Origin of the sequence: Pseudomonas sp. A6 (assembly GCF_052367875.1) — a bacterium.
GTDB classification, from domain to species: Bacteria; Pseudomonadota; Gammaproteobacteria; order Pseudomonadales; family Pseudomonadaceae; genus Pseudomonas; species Pseudomonas citronellolis.
Genome location: NZ_CP198970.1, coordinates 5,442,788 through 5,458,871 on the forward strand (window position 1 = coordinate 5,442,788; position 16,084 = coordinate 5,458,871).

The window sequence follows — 16,084 nt, forward strand, 5'->3', positions numbered from 1 at the left end:
CGATGGCCAGGGGCTTTGCGAAGTGGTGGGTCGTGTAGGATTCGAACCTACGACCAATTGGTTAAAAGCCAACTGCTCTACCGACTGAGCTAACGACCCAACGCGAGGCGTATAATACTGATTTCTAACGCAAAAACAACACCTTTACGAAAAATTTTTCAGAAATATCGCGTAGGGTCTGAAATTCCCGCCGCGGCGAAGCCTTCGGCGCGCAGACGGCAGCTGTCGCACTTGCCGCAGGCGCGGCCTGCGTCGTCCGCCTGGTAGCAGCTCACGGTGAGCGCGTAGTCCACGCCGCGGGCCACGCCGGCCTGGATGATCTGCGCCTTGGAGAGGAACTGCAGCGGCGCCTGGATGCGGAAGCCATCGCCTTCCACTCCCGCCTTGGTGGCCAGGTTGGCCATGCGCTCGAAGGCCTCGACGAACTCGGGGCGGCAGTCCGGGTAGCCGGAATAGTCCACGGCGTTGACGCCGATGAAGATGTCCCGCGCACCGAGCACCTCGGCCCAGCCCAGGGCCAGGGAAAGGAACACGGTGTTGCGCGCCGGCACGTAGGTCACCGGGATGCCCTCGCTGGGCGCCTCGGGCACGGCGATGCTGCTGTCGGTCAGCGCCGAGCCGCCGATGCCGTTGAGGTTCAGGCCGATGACCTTGTGCTCGACCACGCCCAGTTGGCGGGCCACGCGCTCGGCGGCCTGGAGTTCGGCGCGGTGGCGCTGGCCATAGTCGAAGCTCATGCTGTAGCAGGCGTAGCCCTCGGCCTTGGCCATGGCTACCACGGTGGCGGAGTCGAGCCCGCCGGAGAGCAGGATGACGGCTTTCTTCTGAGTCATGTGGTTACCCTTCCCGTCCGCGTCTCAGCGGCCCGGTTCGTCGTTCCAGAGGATCTTGTGCAGTTGCATCTGGAAGCGCACCGGCAGGTTGTCGGCGACTATCCAGTCGGCCAGCTCGCGCGGCGCCAGCTGGTGATGGCTCGGCGAGAACAGCACTTCGCCGGCGCGCTCGTCGAGGCGGTATTCGATCAGCTTGGACACCGCCCAGTCGTAGTCCTCGCGGGAGCAGAGGACGAACTTGACCTGGTCGTTGCCGGTGAGCTCGGCGATGTTCTCGTAGCGGTTGCGGCGCACCTCGCCGGAGCCCGGGGTCTTCAGGTCGAGCACCCGGCTGACGCGGCGGTCGGTGGCGGAGATGTCCAGCGCGCCGCTGGTCTCCAGGGATACCGAGTAACCGGCGTCGCACAGGCGCTGCAGCAGCAGCAGGCAGTTGGGCTGCGCCAGCGGCTCGCCGCCGGTGACGCAGACGTAGCGCGGCCGGTAGCCGGCGACGGTTTCGAGGATGCTGTCCAGGCTGCGGATCTCGCCGCCACTGAAGGCGTAGGCGGAGTCGCAGTACTGGCAACGCAGGGGGCAGCCGGTCAGGCGCACGAACACGGTCGGCAATCCGACGGTGCGCGCTTCCCCCTGCAACGAGTAGAAGATCTCGGTGATTCGCAGGGTCTGTTGCATATCAGCCACGGGCGTGACGGCTACACAGGCCATCCGCCTCCGTTGCGGTGTAATCGAACGAACGCCAGGCGTTCGGGAATTCCCGGGCGGGCAGACATCAGCCGAGCTGAAACCGCTCCGCGGCTCCGGGTGGCGGCGATTCTAACGGAAAACCAGGTGTTCGGCGCGCAGAGTCGTTCGTTCGGGTGTAACGGGCGGGCACGCTTTTCGTAGGGGCTAGGCTGTTCGTGCCACCGGGGCGTCCGGCGTGGCCGGTGAATCCAATCGCGGACAAAGTCCGCTCCTACGTCCGTGCTTCCCTGAACCGTAATAGCAACTGTCTGCGTCGAGGAGCTTTTCGTAGGATGGGTTGAGCTTGCGATACCCATCGGGCCATGGTGATGGGTATCGCTTCGCTCAACCCATCCTACGGGACTCGTGCCACCGGGGCGTCTGGCGTGGCCGGTGAATCCAATCGCGGACAAAGTCCGCCCCTACGCCCGTGCTTCCCTGGAACCGTAGGAGCGGACTCCGTCCGCGATCCGGCGGATAACGCCGTAGGTGCTATGCGCCCTACGCAGAAACCTCCGGGTGAGGATCAGAGCGCGGGATAAAGGTTCGCGAGCAAGCTCGCTCCTACAGGAAGGACATGCCCGGCAGGAATGAAAAACGCCGTTTCCCCCAGCTGGAAGAAACGGCGTTTTCAGATGAACGACAAGAGGCTTACTTGAGGCTCTTCAGGTCCCGCTGGGCCAGCTGGGCGGCGGAGCTGCCCGGGTACTGGGCGACCACCTGCTGGAGGATGCCACGGGCCTTGTCGTTGTTGCCCAGGCGGCGCTCCACGTCGGCCAGCTTGTACAGCGAGTCCGGCACCTTGGGGCTGCTCGGATAGGCCTGGCTGACCTTGGCGAAGGCCTGGCCGGCGCCCTGCAGGTCGCCCTTGGCCAGGTTCACCTCGCCCAGCCAGTACTGCGCGTTGCCGGCGTACTGGCTGCTGGGGTATTTGCGCAGGAAGGCGCCGAAGGCCTGGCTGGCCTTGTCGAAGTCCTTGGCCTTGATCAGGTCGAAAGCCGCGTCGTAGTAGAGCTTCTCTTTCGCCGGATCGCCCGGCTCGCTGCTCGCGGGCTGGGCCTGTTGCTGCTGGGCGGCAGCGGCGCCGGCCGCTGCGCCCGCACCGGCGGCGCTGCCGTCGGTGGAGGGGTTCTGTGCTGCCGGAGCGGAGGAAAGGCGGCGGTCGAGGTCCTGATAACGCTCGAGGCTTTCCTGCTTCAGCTGCTGGATCTGGTTCTGCTGTTCTTCGAGGGTGCCGCGCAGGCGGGCGATCTCGTCCTGCATCTGCTGCAGTTGCAGGAACAGCTGGGCTTGCCCGGAGACGGGAGCGGCCGAAGCCGCCCCGCCACCGGCATAAGCACCATCAGCACCTGCGGTGCCGTACCCCGCGGGCGGCGCGCTGGCGTAGCCGCCATCGTTACCATCCACCACCGGAACCGCGGCCGCCGCCATCAGCGGCAGGCCGCAGACCATCAAGGTCAGGAGTCGCAGGCGCATAGGGTCTTACTTCTTCAGCTCAACGCGACGGTTCTGAGCCCAGGACTGTTCGTCGTGGCCGGTGGCAACCGGACGCTCTTTACCGTAGGAAACCAGTTCCAGCTGAGCCGGGGACACGCCCTGCAGCACCAGGTAGCGCTGAACGGCCTTGGCGCGACGCTCACCCAGAGCCATGTTGTACTCGCGGGTGCCGCGTTCGTCGGTGTGGCCTTCCAGGACGACGTGCTGGCCGCTGCCTTTCAGGTCCTTGGCGTGTACGTCCAGAGCGCGCATGGCTTCCGGCTTCAGGTCGGAGCTGTCGTACTCGAAGTAGAAGGTGGTGATCGCACGCAGAGCGGCTTCGTCGCTCAGGCTGCCGTCAACGGCACCGCTGTTGGCGCCGTAGCCAGCGTTCGGGTCAACGCCGCCATTGGCGCCTTCACCAGTAGCATCGCCTTTCTTGGACGAGCAACCTACGGCTACGGCCATGGCGAGGGCGATAACGGCAAATTTGCCGAATTTCAGCATTTCCATCATGTAACTCCTAATGAACCCCAGTGTATAAGTTTGGAACAGTTGGCAACCGTCAGTTCAGGTAAGGGGACCAGGATGGCTCGCGCACGTCGCCCTGAGCGGTGGGTAGCGGTAACCGAACACGTCCGTTGATGCTGGCGAGCATCAACACGCCCCGGTCCTGCTGGCGGGTGGCGTATATTAGCATCGTGCCATTTGGCGCAACAGTGGGCGAATCGTTGAGCGTGGTGTTCGAAAGCACCCGCAGATTGCCGCGTTGCAGGTCCTGGGCGGCGATCTGGAAGTTGGTGAAACCTTCCTGGCGGTGGACCATCACCAGGGTCTTCTCGTCGGCCGAGAGTTTCGGGTTGGCGTTGTAGTTGCCGGTGAAGGTCACGCGGTCGGTGGCGCCGCTGTTGACGTTCATCTTGTAGATCTGCGGCTTGCCGCCACGGTCCGAGGTGAAGTACAGCGTCGAGCCGTCCTTGCCCCAGAAGGGCTCGGTGTCGATGGCCGCGTTGTTGGTCAGGCGGCGCAGCTGGCGCGAGCCCAGGTCCATCAGGTAGATCTCCGGGTTGCCGTCGCGCGACAGCACCAGGGCCAGGCGGTTGCCGTCCGGGGAGAACGCCGGGGCGCCGTTGAGGCCTTCGAAGTTGGTCAGCTGCTCGCGGCGGCCGGTATCCACGTACTGCATGAAGATGCGCGGGCGCTTCTGCTCGAAGGACACGTAGGCGATGCGCCGGCCGTCGGGCGAGAAGCGCGGCGAGAGGATCGGCTCGCGCGACTGCAGCAGGGTCACCGGGCGGGCGCCGTCATAGTCGGCGCGCTGCAGGGTGAAGCGGGTGTTGTCGGCGGAGAAGCGCTCGGCGGTCACGTAGAGCAGCTTGGTGGAGAAGGCGCCCTTGATGCCGGTGAGCTTCTCGAACGACTGGTCGGCGATGAAGTGCGACATGTCGCGCAGCTGCTCGACGCTGCCGCCGACGCTGCCGGTGACGATCTGCTGCTGGGTGGCGACGTTGAACAGGCCGTACTGCACCTGCAGGCGGCCGCCGGCCGGGGTGATGTTGCCGATCAGCACGTATTGCGCGCCGAGGGCCTGCCAGTCGCGGTAGATCACCTCGCTGGCCTGGGCCGGCAGGCTGATCATGTTCTGCCGCGGGATCGGCTCGAAGTAGCCGGAGTTGCGCAGGTCGTTGCCGATGATGTTGGCCATGTCGTCGGGCAGGACGTTGCCGCCCTGCCAGCCGAAGGGCACCACGGCGATCGGCACGGCGCGATCGGCGCCGCTGGTCACCAGAATGTTCTTCTCATCTGCCATCGCCACTCCTGCCACGCAGAGCAGGGCGACGAGCAATCCTCTGAAAATCTTGATCACAGCGTGAGGTCCTCAGGCGTGAAGGTCATCTTGAAGGAGCGGTAGGGATTGAAGTCCTTGGGACTCAGGCCCTGCATTTCAGTAATGCGACCGACGTTCCTCACGGCATTCACCGCGGAACTGTCGAACGCCTTGTCGCCGCTGGAGCGGACGACGGTCGCATTGGTGATGGTGCCATCGGGCAGCATGTTGATCTGCACGGTAACACTCATGCCGTTACGGGCCGATGGCGGACGCGACCAGCCCTCGGATACCCGCGAGCGGATCAGGTCGTCGAAGTTGCCTGCCACCTCGTTGCCCTGTTCGTCGGCCAGGGCCTGCTGCCGCTGCGTGTCGTCGGACAGCAGTTCGGCCAGGGCCTGGGCCTTCTTGTCTTCCTGAGCCTTCTTCGCCGCAGCCTGGGCAGCGGCCTTCTTCTTCGCGGCGTCGGCGGCCGCCTTCTTCTTGGCGTCCTCCGCGGCGGCGAGTTTCTTGGCCTGCTCCTCGGCTTTCTTCCTGGCCTCTTCGGCAGCCTTCTTCTTGGCCTCCTCCGCGGCTTGTTTCTTGGCTTCTTCCTCGGCTTGCTTCTTGGCCTCGTCCTCGGCCTTCTTCTTGGCGATGTCTGCCTGCTGCTTCTGCGCTGCAGCCTTGGCCTCGGCCGCCTTCTTGGCGGCGTCTGCGGCCTTCTTCGCCTCGGCGGCCTTGGCTGCATCTGCAGCTTTCTCGGCCTCCGAAGCCTTTCGAGCCTCATCGGCTTTCTTTTGTTCCGCAGCTTTCGCTTCGGCTATGGCTTGCTGCTCGACCTTCTTTTGCTCCAGCTGTTCCTGTTCGTACTGCTTGGCAGAGGTCTTCTTCGCCTCCCCGGCGATCTTCTGGTTGGTCTGCTGCGTGGCCTGGCTCTTGGACTTGAGCTGGTAGAGCGTGGCCTGGACGATCGGACGCGCAGGCGGCAGCTCGGGCGTCATGGCCCAGCTGACGAAGAGCATCGCGAAAATCAGGACGTGCAGCGCTACCGCCAGTACGACCGGCCAGAAGTAGCTTTCCGATGGAGAGCGTTCGAGTTGGTGCATATCAGGTTCCGGGCGCCTCGGTGATCAGCCCGACGTTACCCACACCGGCCTTCTGCAACCCGCCCATGACAGCCATGACGGAGCCGTAGTCGACAGCCTTGTCGCCACGCACGAAGACCTGCACTTTCTTACCCTGACGGCTGTTCTCGGCCATGATGCCGGTGGCTGCGCTCACCAGCTGGTCGAGATTGATCGCGGTCTGACTGCCCTTGCCCTGGTCGGGATCGACTTCCGAACCCATGTTCCAGTAGTAGGTCTTGTCGGCCTTGATCGATATGGTCAGCACCCGCGAATCGTTGTCCTGCGGGAGCACTTCGCTGGAAACCTTGGGCAAATCGACCTTGACCCCCTGGTTCAGCATCGGTGCGGTCACCATGAAAATGACCAGCAGTACCAGCATCACGTCGATGTATGGCACCACGTTCATTTCCGCGACCGGCTTGCGTTTATGACGGACCCTTGCCATGTCGGCTTACCTCTCTGGTCAATCGTCGCTGGCGTGGACTTTGCGGTGCAGGATGGCCTGGAACTCGTCGGCGAAGGTGTAGTAGCGGCCGATCAGCATTTCCGAACGCGCGGCGAAGCGGTTATAGGCGATGACTGCGGGGATCGCGGCGAACAGGCCGATGGCGGTGGCGACCAGGGCCTCGGCGATGCCGGGGGCGACGGTGGCCAGGGTGGCCTGCTGCACGGCGGCCAGGCCGCGGAAGGAGTTCATGATGCCCCAGACGGTGCCGAACAGGCCGATGTACGGGCTGGTGGAACCGACGGTGGCGAGGAACGGCAGGCTGGTTTCCAGCTTCTCTTCCTCACGGGAGATGGCCACGCGCATGGAACGGGCCACGCCTTCCATCACCGCGTCCGGATCGACGCCGGGCTGCTGGCGCAGGCGCGAGAATTCCTTGAAGCCGGCACGGAAGATCTGCTCCACGCCCGAATCCGGGTCGGGGTTGCTGCCGGCCTGGCGGTACAGCTTGGACAGGTCGATGCCCGACCAGAAGCGTTCTTCGAAGCCATCCAGGGCTTTCTTGGCCGAGCGCATCATGTTGCTGCGCTGGAAGATCATGATCCAAGAAGTGACCGAGGCGGCCACCAGGGTGAGCATGACCAGCTGCACCACGATACTGGCGTTGCTGATCAGGCTCCACATGGAGGTATGGTCGACGACGTTCGGTTCCACGTTATTCTCCTGCTGAAAGGGTGTCCGGAGTGCCGGCAAATGCCGCACGCAACACTTCGGGGATGGCGCGGGGCCTGAGGTTGTCGGCCCGTACGCACGCCACCAGGAAGCGGCCCTCGCATAGCAAGGCCGAATCCGACGCTCGACGAACCTGTTGACGGAAACGCAGGCTCGCGCGGTTCAACTCCTCGACCTCGGCGCTGACGACCAGTTCGTCGTCCAGACGGGCCGGCGCGTGGTAGCGCGCTTCGGCCGAATGAACGACGAAAAGCAGGTTCTCACCTGCCAGCTGGGATTGGGCGAAGCCCAGAGCCCGCAGCCGCTCGGTGCGAGCCCGCTCCATGAACTTGAGGTAGTTGACGTAGTAGACGATGCCGCCTGCATCGGTGTCCTCGTAATAGACCCGGAATCGATGCTCGAACGGCTGACCCCCGTGTTGCGCGCGCATACTCTAGAACCAAGTTGGGGCTTTGCCAATCGGCAATCAGCCACAAATGCAATTAATTACCATCTTCAGGGGAGAAAAGATCCGGCATCGCCCCCTCACCCATCCGCTTCGGCAGTTTCAGGCCGAAATGCAGGTACGCATGCCGGGTGACGACCCGTCCCCGCGGCGTGCGCATGATATAGCCTTGCTGGATCAAATAGGGCTCCAGCACGTCCTCGATCGTATGTTTTTCTTCGCCGATGGCCGCAGCGATGTTGTCCAGCCCCACCGGCCCGCCGTCGAACTTGTCGATCATGGTCAGCAGTAGACGCCGGTCCTGGTGGTCGAAGCCACGTTCGTCGACGTCCAGCAGGTTCAACGCCTTGTCCGCCACCTCGCTGCTGATCGCCCCGCTGGCGCGCACCTCGGCGAAATCGCGCACGCGGCGCAGCAGGCGGTTGGCGATGCGCGGCGTGCCACGGGCGCGGCGGGCGATCTCGAAGGCCCCGGCCGGGTCCATGTCCAGGCCGAGGATGCCGGCCGAACGGGCGACGATGGTCGCCAGGTCGTCGACGCTGTAGAACTCCAGGCGCTGGACGATGCCGAAGCGGTCGCGCAGCGGGTTGGTCAGCATGCCGGCGCGGGTGGTGGCGCCGACCAGGGTGAAGGGCGGCAGGTCGAGCTTGATGGAGCGCGCCGCCGGCCCTTCGCCGATCATGATGTCGAGCTGGAAGTCTTCCATCGCCGGGTACAGCACTTCTTCGACGATGGGCGAGAGGCGGTGGATCTCGTCGACGAAAAGCACGTCGCCCGGCTCGAGATTCGTCAGCAGCGCGGCGAGATCACCCGGGCGTTCCAGCACCGGGCCGGAGGTGCTCTTGATGGCCACGCCCATCTCCTGGGCGATGATGTTCGCCAGGGTGGTCTTGCCCAGGCCCGGCGGGCCGAAGATCAGCGTGTGGTCCAGGGCCTCCTTGCGGCCGCGGGCGGCGCTGATGAACAGCTCCATCTGCTCGCGCACGCTGGGCTGGCCGATGTAGTCGGACAGGCTCAGCGGGCGGATGGCGCGGTCCAGCTGCTCCTCGCGCTCGCGAGGGCCGGCGGTGGCGGCCGAGATCAGGCGATCGGTCTCGATCATGCGCGGCTACCTAGACCATGCCCTTGAGCGAGCGGCGGATGAGTTCTTCGCTGGACAAATCTTTTTCCTCCACGGCGGCCACGGCGCGGCTCGCCTCCTGAGGTTTGAAGCCTAGCGCGATCAGCGCGCTGACGGCATCGGCCTCGGCGCTTGAGACTGTTGCGGCCAGTTTCGGTTCCGTCACCAGGGGGGCGATGGTCGGCATGTTCTCCCAGGCCTTGAAGCGGTCCTTGAGCTCCACCAGCAGGCGCTCGGCGGTCTTCTTGCCGACCCCGGGGATCTTCACCAGGGTGGAAGTATCCTGCGCCTGCACGCAACGCACCAGCTCATCCACTTCCAGGCCCGACATCAGGGCCAGGGCCAGCTTGGGGCCGACGCCGTTGAGGCGGATCAGCTCGCGGAACAGCTCGCGCTCGCGCTTCTCGGCGAAGCCGTAGAGCAGGTGGGCATCTTCGCGCACCACCAGGTGCGTGTGCAGGGTCACCGGCTCGCCGAGGGCGGGCAGGCGATAAAGGGTGGTCATCGGCACTTCCAGCTCGTAGCCGATGCCGTTGACGTCGAGGATCAGGTGCGGCGGCTGCTTTTCCGCCAGGGTGCCACGCAGGCGTCCAATCACGGCTCAGGGTCCTTGCAGGTTGTCGGTCAAAGGCGCAGGCGCCCGCTGCGGCGGCGCGCGGTGGACAGGCCATGGGGCACCAGGCTCTGCCGGGTGTGGGCGTGGCACAGGGCGATGGCCAGGGCGTCGGAGGCGTCGATCTGCGGTTTCTGCGTCAGTTTCAGCAGGTGCATGACCATCATCTGGACCTGCAGCTTGTCGGCCCCGCCGGTGCCGGCGATGGCCTGCTTGACCTGGCTGGCGGTGTATTCGGCGATTTCCAGCCCCTCCTCCGCCGCCGCGACTATGGCCGCGCCGCGGGCCTGGCCGAGCTTGAGCGCGGAGTCGGCGTTGCGCGCCATGAACACCTGCTCGATGCCCATCATGGTCGGGTGGTAGGTCTGGATGACCTCGCGCACGCCGCGGAAGACGATCTGCAGGCGTTCGTGCAGGGCGCCGCTGCCGGTGCGGATGCAGCCGGAGGCAACGTATTCGCAGCCGCGGCCGGTGTCCCTCACCACGCCGAAGCCGGTGATGCGCGAGCCGGGGTCGATGCCTAGGATCAGGGTCATATGCCGGAAACCAAAAGCCGGAAGCCGGAGCGGTCGAATCCGACGGCTCCGGCTTCCGGCGCGAGGCCCGGGTCGGGGATGGCGTCAGCCAAGCTGCGCCATCACCTCTTCGGGGATGTCCGCGTTTGAATAGACGTTCTGTACGTCGTCCAGGTCCTCGAGCATGTCGATCAGCTTGAGCACCTTCTGCGCGGTCTCCAGGTCCAGGGTCGCGGTGGTCGAGGGGATCATCGAGATCTCCGCCTCCTCGCCCTTGAAGCCGGCGGCGGTCAGCGCCTCGTTCACCGCGATGAAGTCGGCGAAGCTGGTGAAGACGTCGATGGAACCGTCGTCATTGGTCACCACGTCGTCGGCGCCGGCCTCCAGGGCCGCTTCCATCAGGGCATCCTCGTCGACGCCGGGGGCGAAGCTGATCTGCCCCTTGCGGTCGAACATGTAGGCCACCGAGCCATCGGTGCCGAGGTTGCCGCCGCACTTGCTGAAGGCGTGACGCACTTCCGCCGCGGTGCGGTTGCGGTTGTCGGTCATGGCCTCGACGATGATTGCCACGCCGCTGGGCGCGTAACCTTCGTAGGTCAGTTCTTCCATGTTGTCCGCGTCGTTCGAGCCGGCGCCACGGGCGATGGCTCGATCGATGGTGTCGCGGGTCATGTTGGCAGTCAGCGCCTTGTCCACGGCCAGGCGCAGACGCGGGTTGTCAGCCGGGTTGCCGCCGCCCTGCTTGGCGGCGACCGTCAGTTCGCGGATCAGCTTGGTGAAGATCTTCCCGCGCTTGGCGTCCTGACGCTCCTTGCGGTGCTTGATGTTGGCCCATTTGGAATGACCAGCCATAACTCACTCCGTCTAGCTTGTTGCGGCGGCGGCGCAGGCTGTGCGCCGCCGCGGTTCATCTGGAATTACTCGGCGGCCTTCTGCTGCTCGCGCAGGCGGATGTGCAGCTCGCGCAGGGCCTTGCCGTCCACGGTGCCCGGAGCCTGGGTCATGACGTCGCCGGCGCTCTGGGTTTTCGGGAAGGCGATCACTTCGCGGATCGACGCGGCGCCGGTCATCAGCATCACCAGGCGGTCCAGGCCGAAGGCCAGGCCACCGTGCGGCGGGGCGCCGTACTTGAGGGCGTCGAGGAGGAAGCCGAACTTCTCTTCCTGCTCCGCATCGTCGATGCCCAACACGCGGAACACCGCCTGCTGCATGGACTTGTCGTGGATACGGATGGAACCGCCGCCCAGCTCGGTGCCGTTGAGCACCATGTCGTAGGCACGGGACAGAGCGGCGGCCGGGTTGGCCTCCAGCTCTTGCGGGCTGCACTTGGGCGAGGTGAACGGGTGGTGCAGCGAGGTCAGGCTGCCGTCGTCGTTCTCTTCGAACATCGGGAAGTCCACGACCCACATCGGCGCCCACTCCTTGGTGAGCAGCTTGAGGTCATGGCCGACCTTGATGCGCAGCGCGCCCAGGGCGTCACAGACGACTTTCGCCTTGTCGGCGCCGAAGAACACGATGTCGCCATCCACGGCGCCGACGCGATCGAGGATCACGTTGAGGTTGGCCTCGGGGATGAACTTGACGATCGGCGACTGCAGGCCCTCGACGCCCTTGGCGCGCTCGTTGACCTTGATGTAGGCCAGGCCCTTGGCGCCGTAGATGCCGACGAACTTGGTGTAGTCGTCGATCTGGCTACGCGGCATGGACGCGGCGCCCGGAACGCGCAGGGCAGCGACACGGCCTTTCGGATCGTTGGCCGGGCCGGAGAAGACCTTGAACTCGACTTCCTTGAGCTGGTCGGCGACGTCCACCAGTTCCAGCGGGATGCGCAGGTCCGGCTTGTCCGAGCCATAGCGGCGCATGGCCTCTTCGAAGGGCATGTGCGGGAATTCGTCGAACTCCACGTCCAGCACTTCCTTGAACAGCTGGCGCACCATCTTCTCGGTAATGGCGATGATGTCGCTCTCGTCGAGGAAGCTGGTCTCGATGTCGATCTGGGTGAATTCCGGCTGGCGGTCGGCGCGCAGGTCCTCGTCGCGGAAGCACTTGGCGATCTGGTAGTAGCGGTCGAAGCCGGCGACCATCAGCAGCTGCTTGAACAGCTGCGGCGACTGCGGCAGGGCGAAGAAGTGGCCCGGGTAGGTGCGGCTGGGCACCAGGTAGTCGCGTGCGCCCTCGGGGGTCGGGCGGCCGAGGATCGGCGTCTCGACGTCGAGGAAGCCGTTGTCGTCCAGGTAGCGGCGGATGCTGCTGGTGATGCGCGCGCGCAGCTTCAGCTTGGCGGCCATTTCCGGGCGGCGCAGGTCGATGAAGCGGTAGCGCAGGCGGGTTTCCTCGCCCACATCGGAATATTCGTCCAGCGGGAACGGCGGAGTCTCAGCCTGGTTCAGCACGTCCAACTCGTAGCCCAGCACCTCGATGGCGCCGGAGGCCATGTTCGAGTTGCGTGCGCCTTCCGGACGCATGCGCACCTTGCCGGTGACCTTGACCACGTACTCGCTGCGCACGCGGTCGGCCTTGGCGAAGGTCTCGGCGCGATCCGGGTCGAACACCACCTGGGCCAGGCCTTCGCGGTCACGGATGTCGAGGAAGATCACCCCGCCGTGGTCGCGGCGGCGGTGCACCCAACCGCAAAGCGTGACTTCCTGGCCGTCCAGGCTCTCGTTCAATTGGCCGCAATAGTGGCTGCGCATCATGGTGTGTTTCGCTTCTCGCAAGTCTTGGATTCGAGGGAACCGCTCATTCGCCGGCGGCACAGGCGCCCGAGCCGCAGCCCGTGGCGGGGCAGGCGGGCTCGGCGGACGCCAGGTTCTTCTTCGCGCCGGTCTTGAAGTCGGTTTCGTACCAGCCGCCGCCGCTCAGGCGGAAGCCGGGGGCGGAGACCATCTTCTTCAATTCCGGGGCCTGGCAGGCCGGGCAATCGACCAGCGGCGCATCGCTGAGCTTCCGCATGGCTTCCAGCTGATGGCCGCAGGAACGGCATTGGTATTCGTAAATCGGCATCGGGACACCTTGGCTGCTACATGGCCGCGGGCCCGCATCCCGCGGCAAAGGCGCGGATTATAGCCTGAAAAAACCATGACTTGCAGCCGCCCTCCAGCGGCCCCCGCGGCGACCGGCCGATAGAAATCCACTATCGGAAGCTTTGATTCAAACCAAAAGGTTCCCGTCAAAGCCCGTGCTAGCCTGACCGGGAATTTTCATCAAGAGGAAGACGCCATGGAAATCGACATCGGCATCGCCGAACAGGACCGCGCCGCCATCGCCGAGGGGCTCTCGCGCCTGCTGGCCGATACCTACACCCTCTACCTGAAGACCCACAACTTCCACTGGAACGTCACCGGTCCGATGTTCAATACCCTGCACCTGATGTTCGAGGGGCAGTACACCGAGCTGGCCCTGGCGGTGGACAGCATCGCCGAGCGCATCCGCGCCCTCGGTTTCCCGGCGCCGGGCACCTACGCCGCCTACGCCCGCCTCTCCTCTATAAAGGAAGAGCAGGACGTGCCGGACGCCCAGGAAATGATCCGCCTGCTGGTCCAGGGCCAGGAAGCCGTGGTGCGCACCGCGCGCAGCATCTTCCCGTTGGCCGACAAGGCAGCCGACGAGCCCACCGCCGACCTGCTGACGCAACGCATGCAGGTCCACGAGAAGACCGCGTGGATGCTGCGCAGCCTGCTCGCTCACTGACACCTCCCCGCCGGGCCCGGCATCATGCCGGGCCCCTCTGCTCGCCCCAGGCGCTAAGCGGTTGATTTGAGAAGGCTATCGGTTTGCTGTTAAATACCGCCCGTGCGCCTCGCGCATAGGCCGCCGGCCTCTTTCAGGTCATTTTCATCGCTGCGAACCAGACCGCACGACCGGCTGCTTCTCTTTACGCTTATCGCTCAAGGTGAATCCATAACCATGCTGAAAATCGTCCACCTGCTAACGGGCGTTGCCGCCCTCGTGTTGTCCTTCGCACCCTCGCTGCGCACCGATGCCATCCCCTACCTGCAGAACCCCGACGCCGTCTACCTGGCCCTGCTCGGCCTGACCGCCCTGCTGCTCACCCCCGCCAACCAACGGGTGCAACAGCTGCAGAGCCTGGTATCGGCACTGATCGCCCTGGCCGTGGTCCTGCAGATTCTCATCCTGCTGGCGCCGCTGCCGTCCATCGGCGACCAACCGGCCATCGTCCTGCCCCTGCTGATCCTGGCCGTCGCCGTGGTCCTGCAACTCGCCAGCGGCCTGCAGAAGCGCCCCAGCGCCGGCGCAGCCCCCGAAGCCCCGATCAGCGACGAGAACCGCGAGACCGGCACCGTGAAGTGGTTCAACACTTCCAAGGGCTTCGGCTTCATCTCCCGCGACACCGGCGAGGATATCTTCGTGCACTTCCGCGCCATCCGTGGCGAAGGGCACCGTATCCTCATCGAGGGCCAGCGCGTGGAGTTCTCCGTGGTGCAACGCGACAAGGGCCTGCAGGCGGAGGACGTGATCGCCGCCCTGCCCGGCCGCCGCTGAGGAACGAGCCGAAGCGCCGATCGGCGCAATGCCGGTCGCTTGAGACAGATGCCGTTTCCCTCCATGGGGAAACGGCATTTTTCATTTTTGGCTCAAGAGCGCCCCCTCCCCCCGGCTGCGCGCCCTGCCTGGAAGGGAGAGCGGGCTGTTCGCGCCACCGGGGTGTCCGGCGTGGCCGGGGAGTCCAATCGCGGACAAGTCCGCTCCTACGCCCGTGCATCCCTGTAACCGAAGGAGCAACTGTCTTGCAAGCCGCGCCGGGGTGCTCTTCGTAGGATGGGTTGAGCTTGCGAAACCCATGCGGTCATGGCGATGGGTATCGCTTCGCTCAACACCATCCTACGGGTCTTGTGCTTGCCGGAGGGTGTAGGCGCGGACTCTGTCCGCGATTCGGCGGATAACGCCGTAGGCGTTATGCGCCCTACGGATTTCCAGAGAAACATCCGCGCGCACCGGAACGCCCCTTCAGAAGGCCGAGCGAAACCCGCGCTCAGGAGGTCATGCGACATGGATGTCGCGAGAGCCCCGCGGGCTACAGGGACGTACCCTCGGGGCGGGCCTCCGTGGCGGGGGAGTTCGCGAGGGTAGCCCGACTCTGTCGGGCCCGTATGCGGGGCAAGCCTTTTTGGTTCCTTTTTGCGGGGGTGGCCTTCCACCGTTTGACAAAAGGGACTCGCCCAGGGGGCGAAACAAGAAGGTCAGGCAGACTCGGTGCGGCGCAGAAACACCCAAGTCAGGGCAACTGGGCTCCCGCGTTCGCGGGAATGACGGGGGTGTGAGGATGGTGCCGGACTGGCAAGCCACTCAGGACAGCCCCTCTCCCGCTTGCGGGAGAGGGTTGGGGAGAGGGCGCTCTTGACCCCAACACCAACACCACCGGCAGGCACTAGCCCCCCCATAAACGGCATCCCCCCACCACAACTCAATAATGCGGCGGCGGCACATCATCCTCAGCAATACCGACCTGTCCCTGCAGATCCTCCAGGCGCTTCAGTAGCACCTGCATCTGCAGGCGCAGACGCTCGATCAGCCGCTCCTGCTCATAGACCACGTCGCTCAGCGTCTGCAGAGCGTCATCCTGGAACGCCAGCCGGCTCTCCAGATCGGTTACCCGTTCCTCCAGGCTCATGGCATTCACTCCTCGAAACGAAAGGCGTCGCCCAGGGCCATGCGCAGCTTGCCACGCACCGCCAGCAACTCCTCGGGCGTGTAGGGGCGCGCCGGATGCCGGCCCCAGACGGGGCCCGGCCAGGCCGCGTCGTCGCGGCGGCGCACGATGACGTGCATGTGCAACTGGCTGACCACGTTGCCCAGGTTGGCGACGTTCATCTTGTCGGCCTTGAAAGTGTCCTTGAGCACTTCCGCCAGATGGGTCGCCTCGCGCCACAGCTCCTGCTGCTCGTCCGGCGCCAGTTGGAAGATCTCGCTGACATCGTCGCGGCGCGGCACGAGGATGAGCCAGGGATATTGCGCATCGTTCATCAGCAGCAGGCGGCTCAGGGGAAAGTCACCCAGCGCGATGGTGTCCTGCTGCAGGCGGGAATCCAAGACGAACATCTGACTTCTCCTGTTCGACCAGTCTTGAAATAGAAGCTTAGCCCCCTCGGGGGAGCGCTGGACGCGGAGGATACTAGAGGCAGGCGGGGAACGGCAGCCGTCCCGCGGCGGCGCGGCACCCTATTCGTGCACTGCGCCAAATCGGGGCACTTTCCGACAACAGGGAAGCAGGGGTATCTGCTGCC

19 protein-coding genes, 1 tRNA gene and 1 pseudogene are annotated in these 16,084 nt (G+C 65.1%); 3 read left to right on the plus strand and 18 right to left on the minus strand.

Going from position 1 to position 16,084, the window contains the following annotated elements:
- Positions 1 to 23: 23 nt before the first annotated feature.
- From ACTWJ5_RS23865 to ACTWJ5_RS23940, 16 genes are all read right to left on the minus strand, one after another.
- Positions 24 to 99: transfer RNA gene (locus ACTWJ5_RS23865), tRNA-Lys, on the minus strand.
- Positions 100 to 158: 59 nt separating this feature from the next.
- Positions 159 to 833 (minus strand): 7-cyano-7-deazaguanine synthase QueC, encoded by a 675-nt coding sequence (gene queC, locus ACTWJ5_RS23870; protein WP_074981488.1) that lies wholly within the window; start codon positions 831 to 833, stop codon positions 159 to 161.
- A 24-nt stretch (positions 834 to 857) separates the two neighbouring features.
- Positions 858 to 1,505: a 7-carboxy-7-deazaguanine synthase QueE gene (gene queE / locus ACTWJ5_RS23875; RefSeq protein WP_444436694.1), complete on the minus strand. Its 648-nt coding sequence runs from the start codon at positions 1,503 to 1,505 to the stop codon at positions 858 to 860.
- Between the two features lie 702 nt (positions 1,506 to 2,207).
- Positions 2,208 to 3,032: a tol-pal system protein YbgF gene (gene ybgF, locus ACTWJ5_RS23880; protein WP_009616944.1), complete on the minus strand. Its 825-nt coding sequence runs from the start codon at positions 3,030 to 3,032 to the stop codon at positions 2,208 to 2,210.
- A 6-nt stretch (positions 3,033 to 3,038) separates the two neighbouring features.
- Positions 3,039 to 3,545 carry a peptidoglycan-associated lipoprotein Pal gene (gene pal, locus ACTWJ5_RS23885; protein ID WP_009616943.1) on the minus strand — a complete coding sequence of 169 codons (507 nt, stop codon included), beginning with the start codon at positions 3,543 to 3,545 and terminating at the stop codon, positions 3,039 to 3,041.
- Between the two features lie 52 nt (positions 3,546 to 3,597).
- Positions 3,598 to 4,842 carry a Tol-Pal system beta propeller repeat protein TolB gene (gene tolB / locus ACTWJ5_RS23890; protein ID WP_218585322.1) on the minus strand — a complete coding sequence of 415 codons (1,245 nt, stop codon included), beginning with the start codon at positions 4,840 to 4,842 and terminating at the stop codon, positions 3,598 to 3,600.
- Between the two features lie 53 nt (positions 4,843 to 4,895).
- Positions 4,896 to 5,948, minus strand: coding sequence for a cell envelope integrity protein TolA (tolA, locus tag ACTWJ5_RS23895; RefSeq protein ID WP_256512343.1), 1,053 nt, complete (start codon positions 5,946 to 5,948; stop codon positions 4,896 to 4,898).
- 1 nt (position 5,949) lies between these two features.
- Positions 5,950 to 6,414 carry a protein TolR gene (tolR, locus tag ACTWJ5_RS23900; protein WP_074981477.1) on the minus strand — a complete coding sequence of 155 codons (465 nt, stop codon included), beginning with the start codon at positions 6,412 to 6,414 and terminating at the stop codon, positions 5,950 to 5,952.
- 18 nt (positions 6,415 to 6,432) lie between these two features.
- The gene (tolQ, locus tag ACTWJ5_RS23905) at positions 6,433 to 7,128 is read right to left on the minus strand and encodes a protein TolQ (RefSeq protein WP_009616939.1); all 696 of its coding nucleotides are present in this window, start codon (positions 7,126 to 7,128) and stop codon (positions 6,433 to 6,435) included.
- 1 nt (position 7,129) lies between these two features.
- Positions 7,130 to 7,576, minus strand: coding sequence for a tol-pal system-associated acyl-CoA thioesterase (gene ybgC / locus ACTWJ5_RS23910; protein ID WP_074981475.1), 447 nt, complete (start codon positions 7,574 to 7,576; stop codon positions 7,130 to 7,132).
- A gap of 52 nt (positions 7,577 to 7,628) precedes the next feature.
- A complete protein-coding gene (gene ruvB, locus ACTWJ5_RS23915) occupies positions 7,629 to 8,693 on the minus strand; it encodes a Holliday junction branch migration DNA helicase RuvB (RefSeq protein WP_009616937.1) in 1,065 nt (354 codons plus the stop codon).
- A gap of 10 nt (positions 8,694 to 8,703) precedes the next feature.
- Positions 8,704 to 9,309 carry a Holliday junction branch migration protein RuvA gene (gene ruvA / locus ACTWJ5_RS23920; RefSeq protein ID WP_043267535.1) on the minus strand — a complete coding sequence of 202 codons (606 nt, stop codon included), beginning with the start codon at positions 9,307 to 9,309 and terminating at the stop codon, positions 8,704 to 8,706.
- 26 nt (positions 9,310 to 9,335) lie between these two features.
- Positions 9,336 to 9,860 carry a crossover junction endodeoxyribonuclease RuvC gene (ruvC, locus tag ACTWJ5_RS23925; protein ID WP_444436696.1) on the minus strand — a complete coding sequence of 175 codons (525 nt, stop codon included), beginning with the start codon at positions 9,858 to 9,860 and terminating at the stop codon, positions 9,336 to 9,338.
- Positions 9,861 to 9,944: 84 nt separating this feature from the next.
- Positions 9,945 to 10,691, minus strand: coding sequence for a YebC/PmpR family DNA-binding transcriptional regulator (locus tag ACTWJ5_RS23930; protein WP_009616929.1), 747 nt, complete (start codon positions 10,689 to 10,691; stop codon positions 9,945 to 9,947).
- Between the two features lie 65 nt (positions 10,692 to 10,756).
- A complete protein-coding gene (gene aspS / locus ACTWJ5_RS23935) occupies positions 10,757 to 12,535 on the minus strand; it encodes an aspartate--tRNA ligase (RefSeq protein WP_116423076.1) in 1,779 nt (592 codons plus the stop codon).
- 43 nt (positions 12,536 to 12,578) lie between these two features.
- Positions 12,579 to 12,842 (minus strand): FmdB family zinc ribbon protein, encoded by a 264-nt coding sequence (locus ACTWJ5_RS23940; protein ID WP_009616925.1) that lies wholly within the window; start codon positions 12,840 to 12,842, stop codon positions 12,579 to 12,581.
- Between the two features lie 216 nt (positions 12,843 to 13,058).
- On the opposite strand from ACTWJ5_RS23940, the gene ACTWJ5_RS23945 reads away from it, so the two are divergent.
- From ACTWJ5_RS23945 to ACTWJ5_RS23955, 3 genes and pseudogenes are all read left to right on the plus strand, one after another.
- Positions 13,059 to 13,529 (plus strand): Dps family protein, encoded by a 471-nt coding sequence (locus ACTWJ5_RS23945; RefSeq protein WP_009616923.1) that lies wholly within the window; start codon positions 13,059 to 13,061, stop codon positions 13,527 to 13,529.
- A gap of 216 nt (positions 13,530 to 13,745) precedes the next feature.
- Positions 13,746 to 14,003, plus strand: a pseudogene (locus ACTWJ5_RS23950) (cold shock domain-containing protein membrane protein); the annotation flags it as partial.
- A gap of 108 nt (positions 14,004 to 14,111) precedes the next feature.
- On the plus strand, positions 14,112 to 14,342 hold the full coding sequence (locus ACTWJ5_RS23955) for a cold-shock protein (RefSeq protein WP_134163507.1): 231 nt from the start codon (positions 14,112 to 14,114) through the stop codon (positions 14,340 to 14,342).
- Positions 14,343 to 15,264: 922 nt separating this feature from the next.
- Here ACTWJ5_RS23955 and ACTWJ5_RS23960 read toward each other — a convergent pair.
- Together ACTWJ5_RS23960 and ACTWJ5_RS23965 are read right to left on the minus strand one after the other, a co-directional pair.
- Complete coding sequence (locus tag ACTWJ5_RS23960; protein WP_009616920.1) at positions 15,265 to 15,471, minus strand: SlyX family protein; 207 nt, start codon at positions 15,469 to 15,471, stop codon at positions 15,265 to 15,267.
- Between the two features lie 5 nt (positions 15,472 to 15,476).
- Entirely contained in the window at positions 15,477 to 15,899 is a 423-nt protein-coding gene (locus tag ACTWJ5_RS23965) for an HIT family protein (protein WP_009616918.1), read from the minus strand.
- Positions 15,900 to 16,084: the final 185 nt, after the last annotated feature.

What these genes read in the sequence shown, in the direction of transcription:
- ACTWJ5_RS23945 (WP_009616923.1), top strand. Translation starts at nt 13,059, where the DNA reads ATGGAAATCGACATCGGCATCGCCGAACAGGACCGCGCCGCCATCGCC.
- tolA (WP_256512343.1), bottom strand. Translation starts at nt 5,948, where the DNA reads ATGCACCAACTCGAACGCTCTCCATCGGAAAGCTACTTCTGGCCGGTC.
- tolR (WP_074981477.1), bottom strand. Translation starts at nt 6,414, where the DNA reads ATGGCAAGGGTCCGTCATAAACGCAAGCCGGTCGCGGAAATGAACGTG.
- ybgC (WP_074981475.1), bottom strand. Translation starts at nt 7,576, where the DNA reads ATGCGCGCGCAACACGGGGGTCAGCCGTTCGAGCATCGATTCCGGGTC.
- ACTWJ5_RS23965 (WP_009616918.1), bottom strand. Translation starts at nt 15,899, where the DNA reads ATGTTCGTCTTGGATTCCCGCCTGCAGCAGGACACCATCGCGCTGGGT.
- aspS (WP_116423076.1), bottom strand. Translation starts at nt 12,535, where the DNA reads ATGATGCGCAGCCACTATTGCGGCCAATTGAACGAGAGCCTGGACGGC.
- ACTWJ5_RS23960 (WP_009616920.1), bottom strand. Translation starts at nt 15,471, where the DNA reads ATGAGCCTGGAGGAACGGGTAACCGATCTGGAGAGCCGGCTGGCGTTC.
- ybgF (WP_009616944.1), bottom strand. Translation starts at nt 3,032, where the DNA reads ATGCGCCTGCGACTCCTGACCTTGATGGTCTGCGGCCTGCCGCTGATG.
- tolB (WP_218585322.1), bottom strand. Translation starts at nt 4,842, where the DNA reads ATGGCAGATGAGAAGAACATTCTGGTGACCAGCGGCGCCGATCGCGCC.
- ruvB (WP_009616937.1), bottom strand. Translation starts at nt 8,693, where the DNA reads ATGATCGAGACCGATCGCCTGATCTCGGCCGCCACCGCCGGCCCTCGC.
- queE (WP_444436694.1), bottom strand. Translation starts at nt 1,505, where the DNA reads ATGCAACAGACCCTGCGAATCACCGAGATCTTCTACTCGTTGCAGGGG.
- pal (WP_009616943.1), bottom strand. Translation starts at nt 3,545, where the DNA reads ATGGAAATGCTGAAATTCGGCAAATTTGCCGTTATCGCCCTCGCCATG.
- queC (WP_074981488.1), bottom strand. Translation starts at nt 833, where the DNA reads ATGACTCAGAAGAAAGCCGTCATCCTGCTCTCCGGCGGGCTCGACTCC.
- ruvC (WP_444436696.1), bottom strand. Translation starts at nt 9,860, where the DNA reads ATGACCCTGATCCTAGGCATCGACCCCGGCTCGCGCATCACCGGCTTC.
- ACTWJ5_RS23940 (WP_009616925.1), bottom strand. Translation starts at nt 12,842, where the DNA reads ATGCCGATTTACGAATACCAATGCCGTTCCTGCGGCCATCAGCTGGAA.
- ACTWJ5_RS23930 (WP_009616929.1), bottom strand. Translation starts at nt 10,691, where the DNA reads ATGGCTGGTCATTCCAAATGGGCCAACATCAAGCACCGCAAGGAGCGT.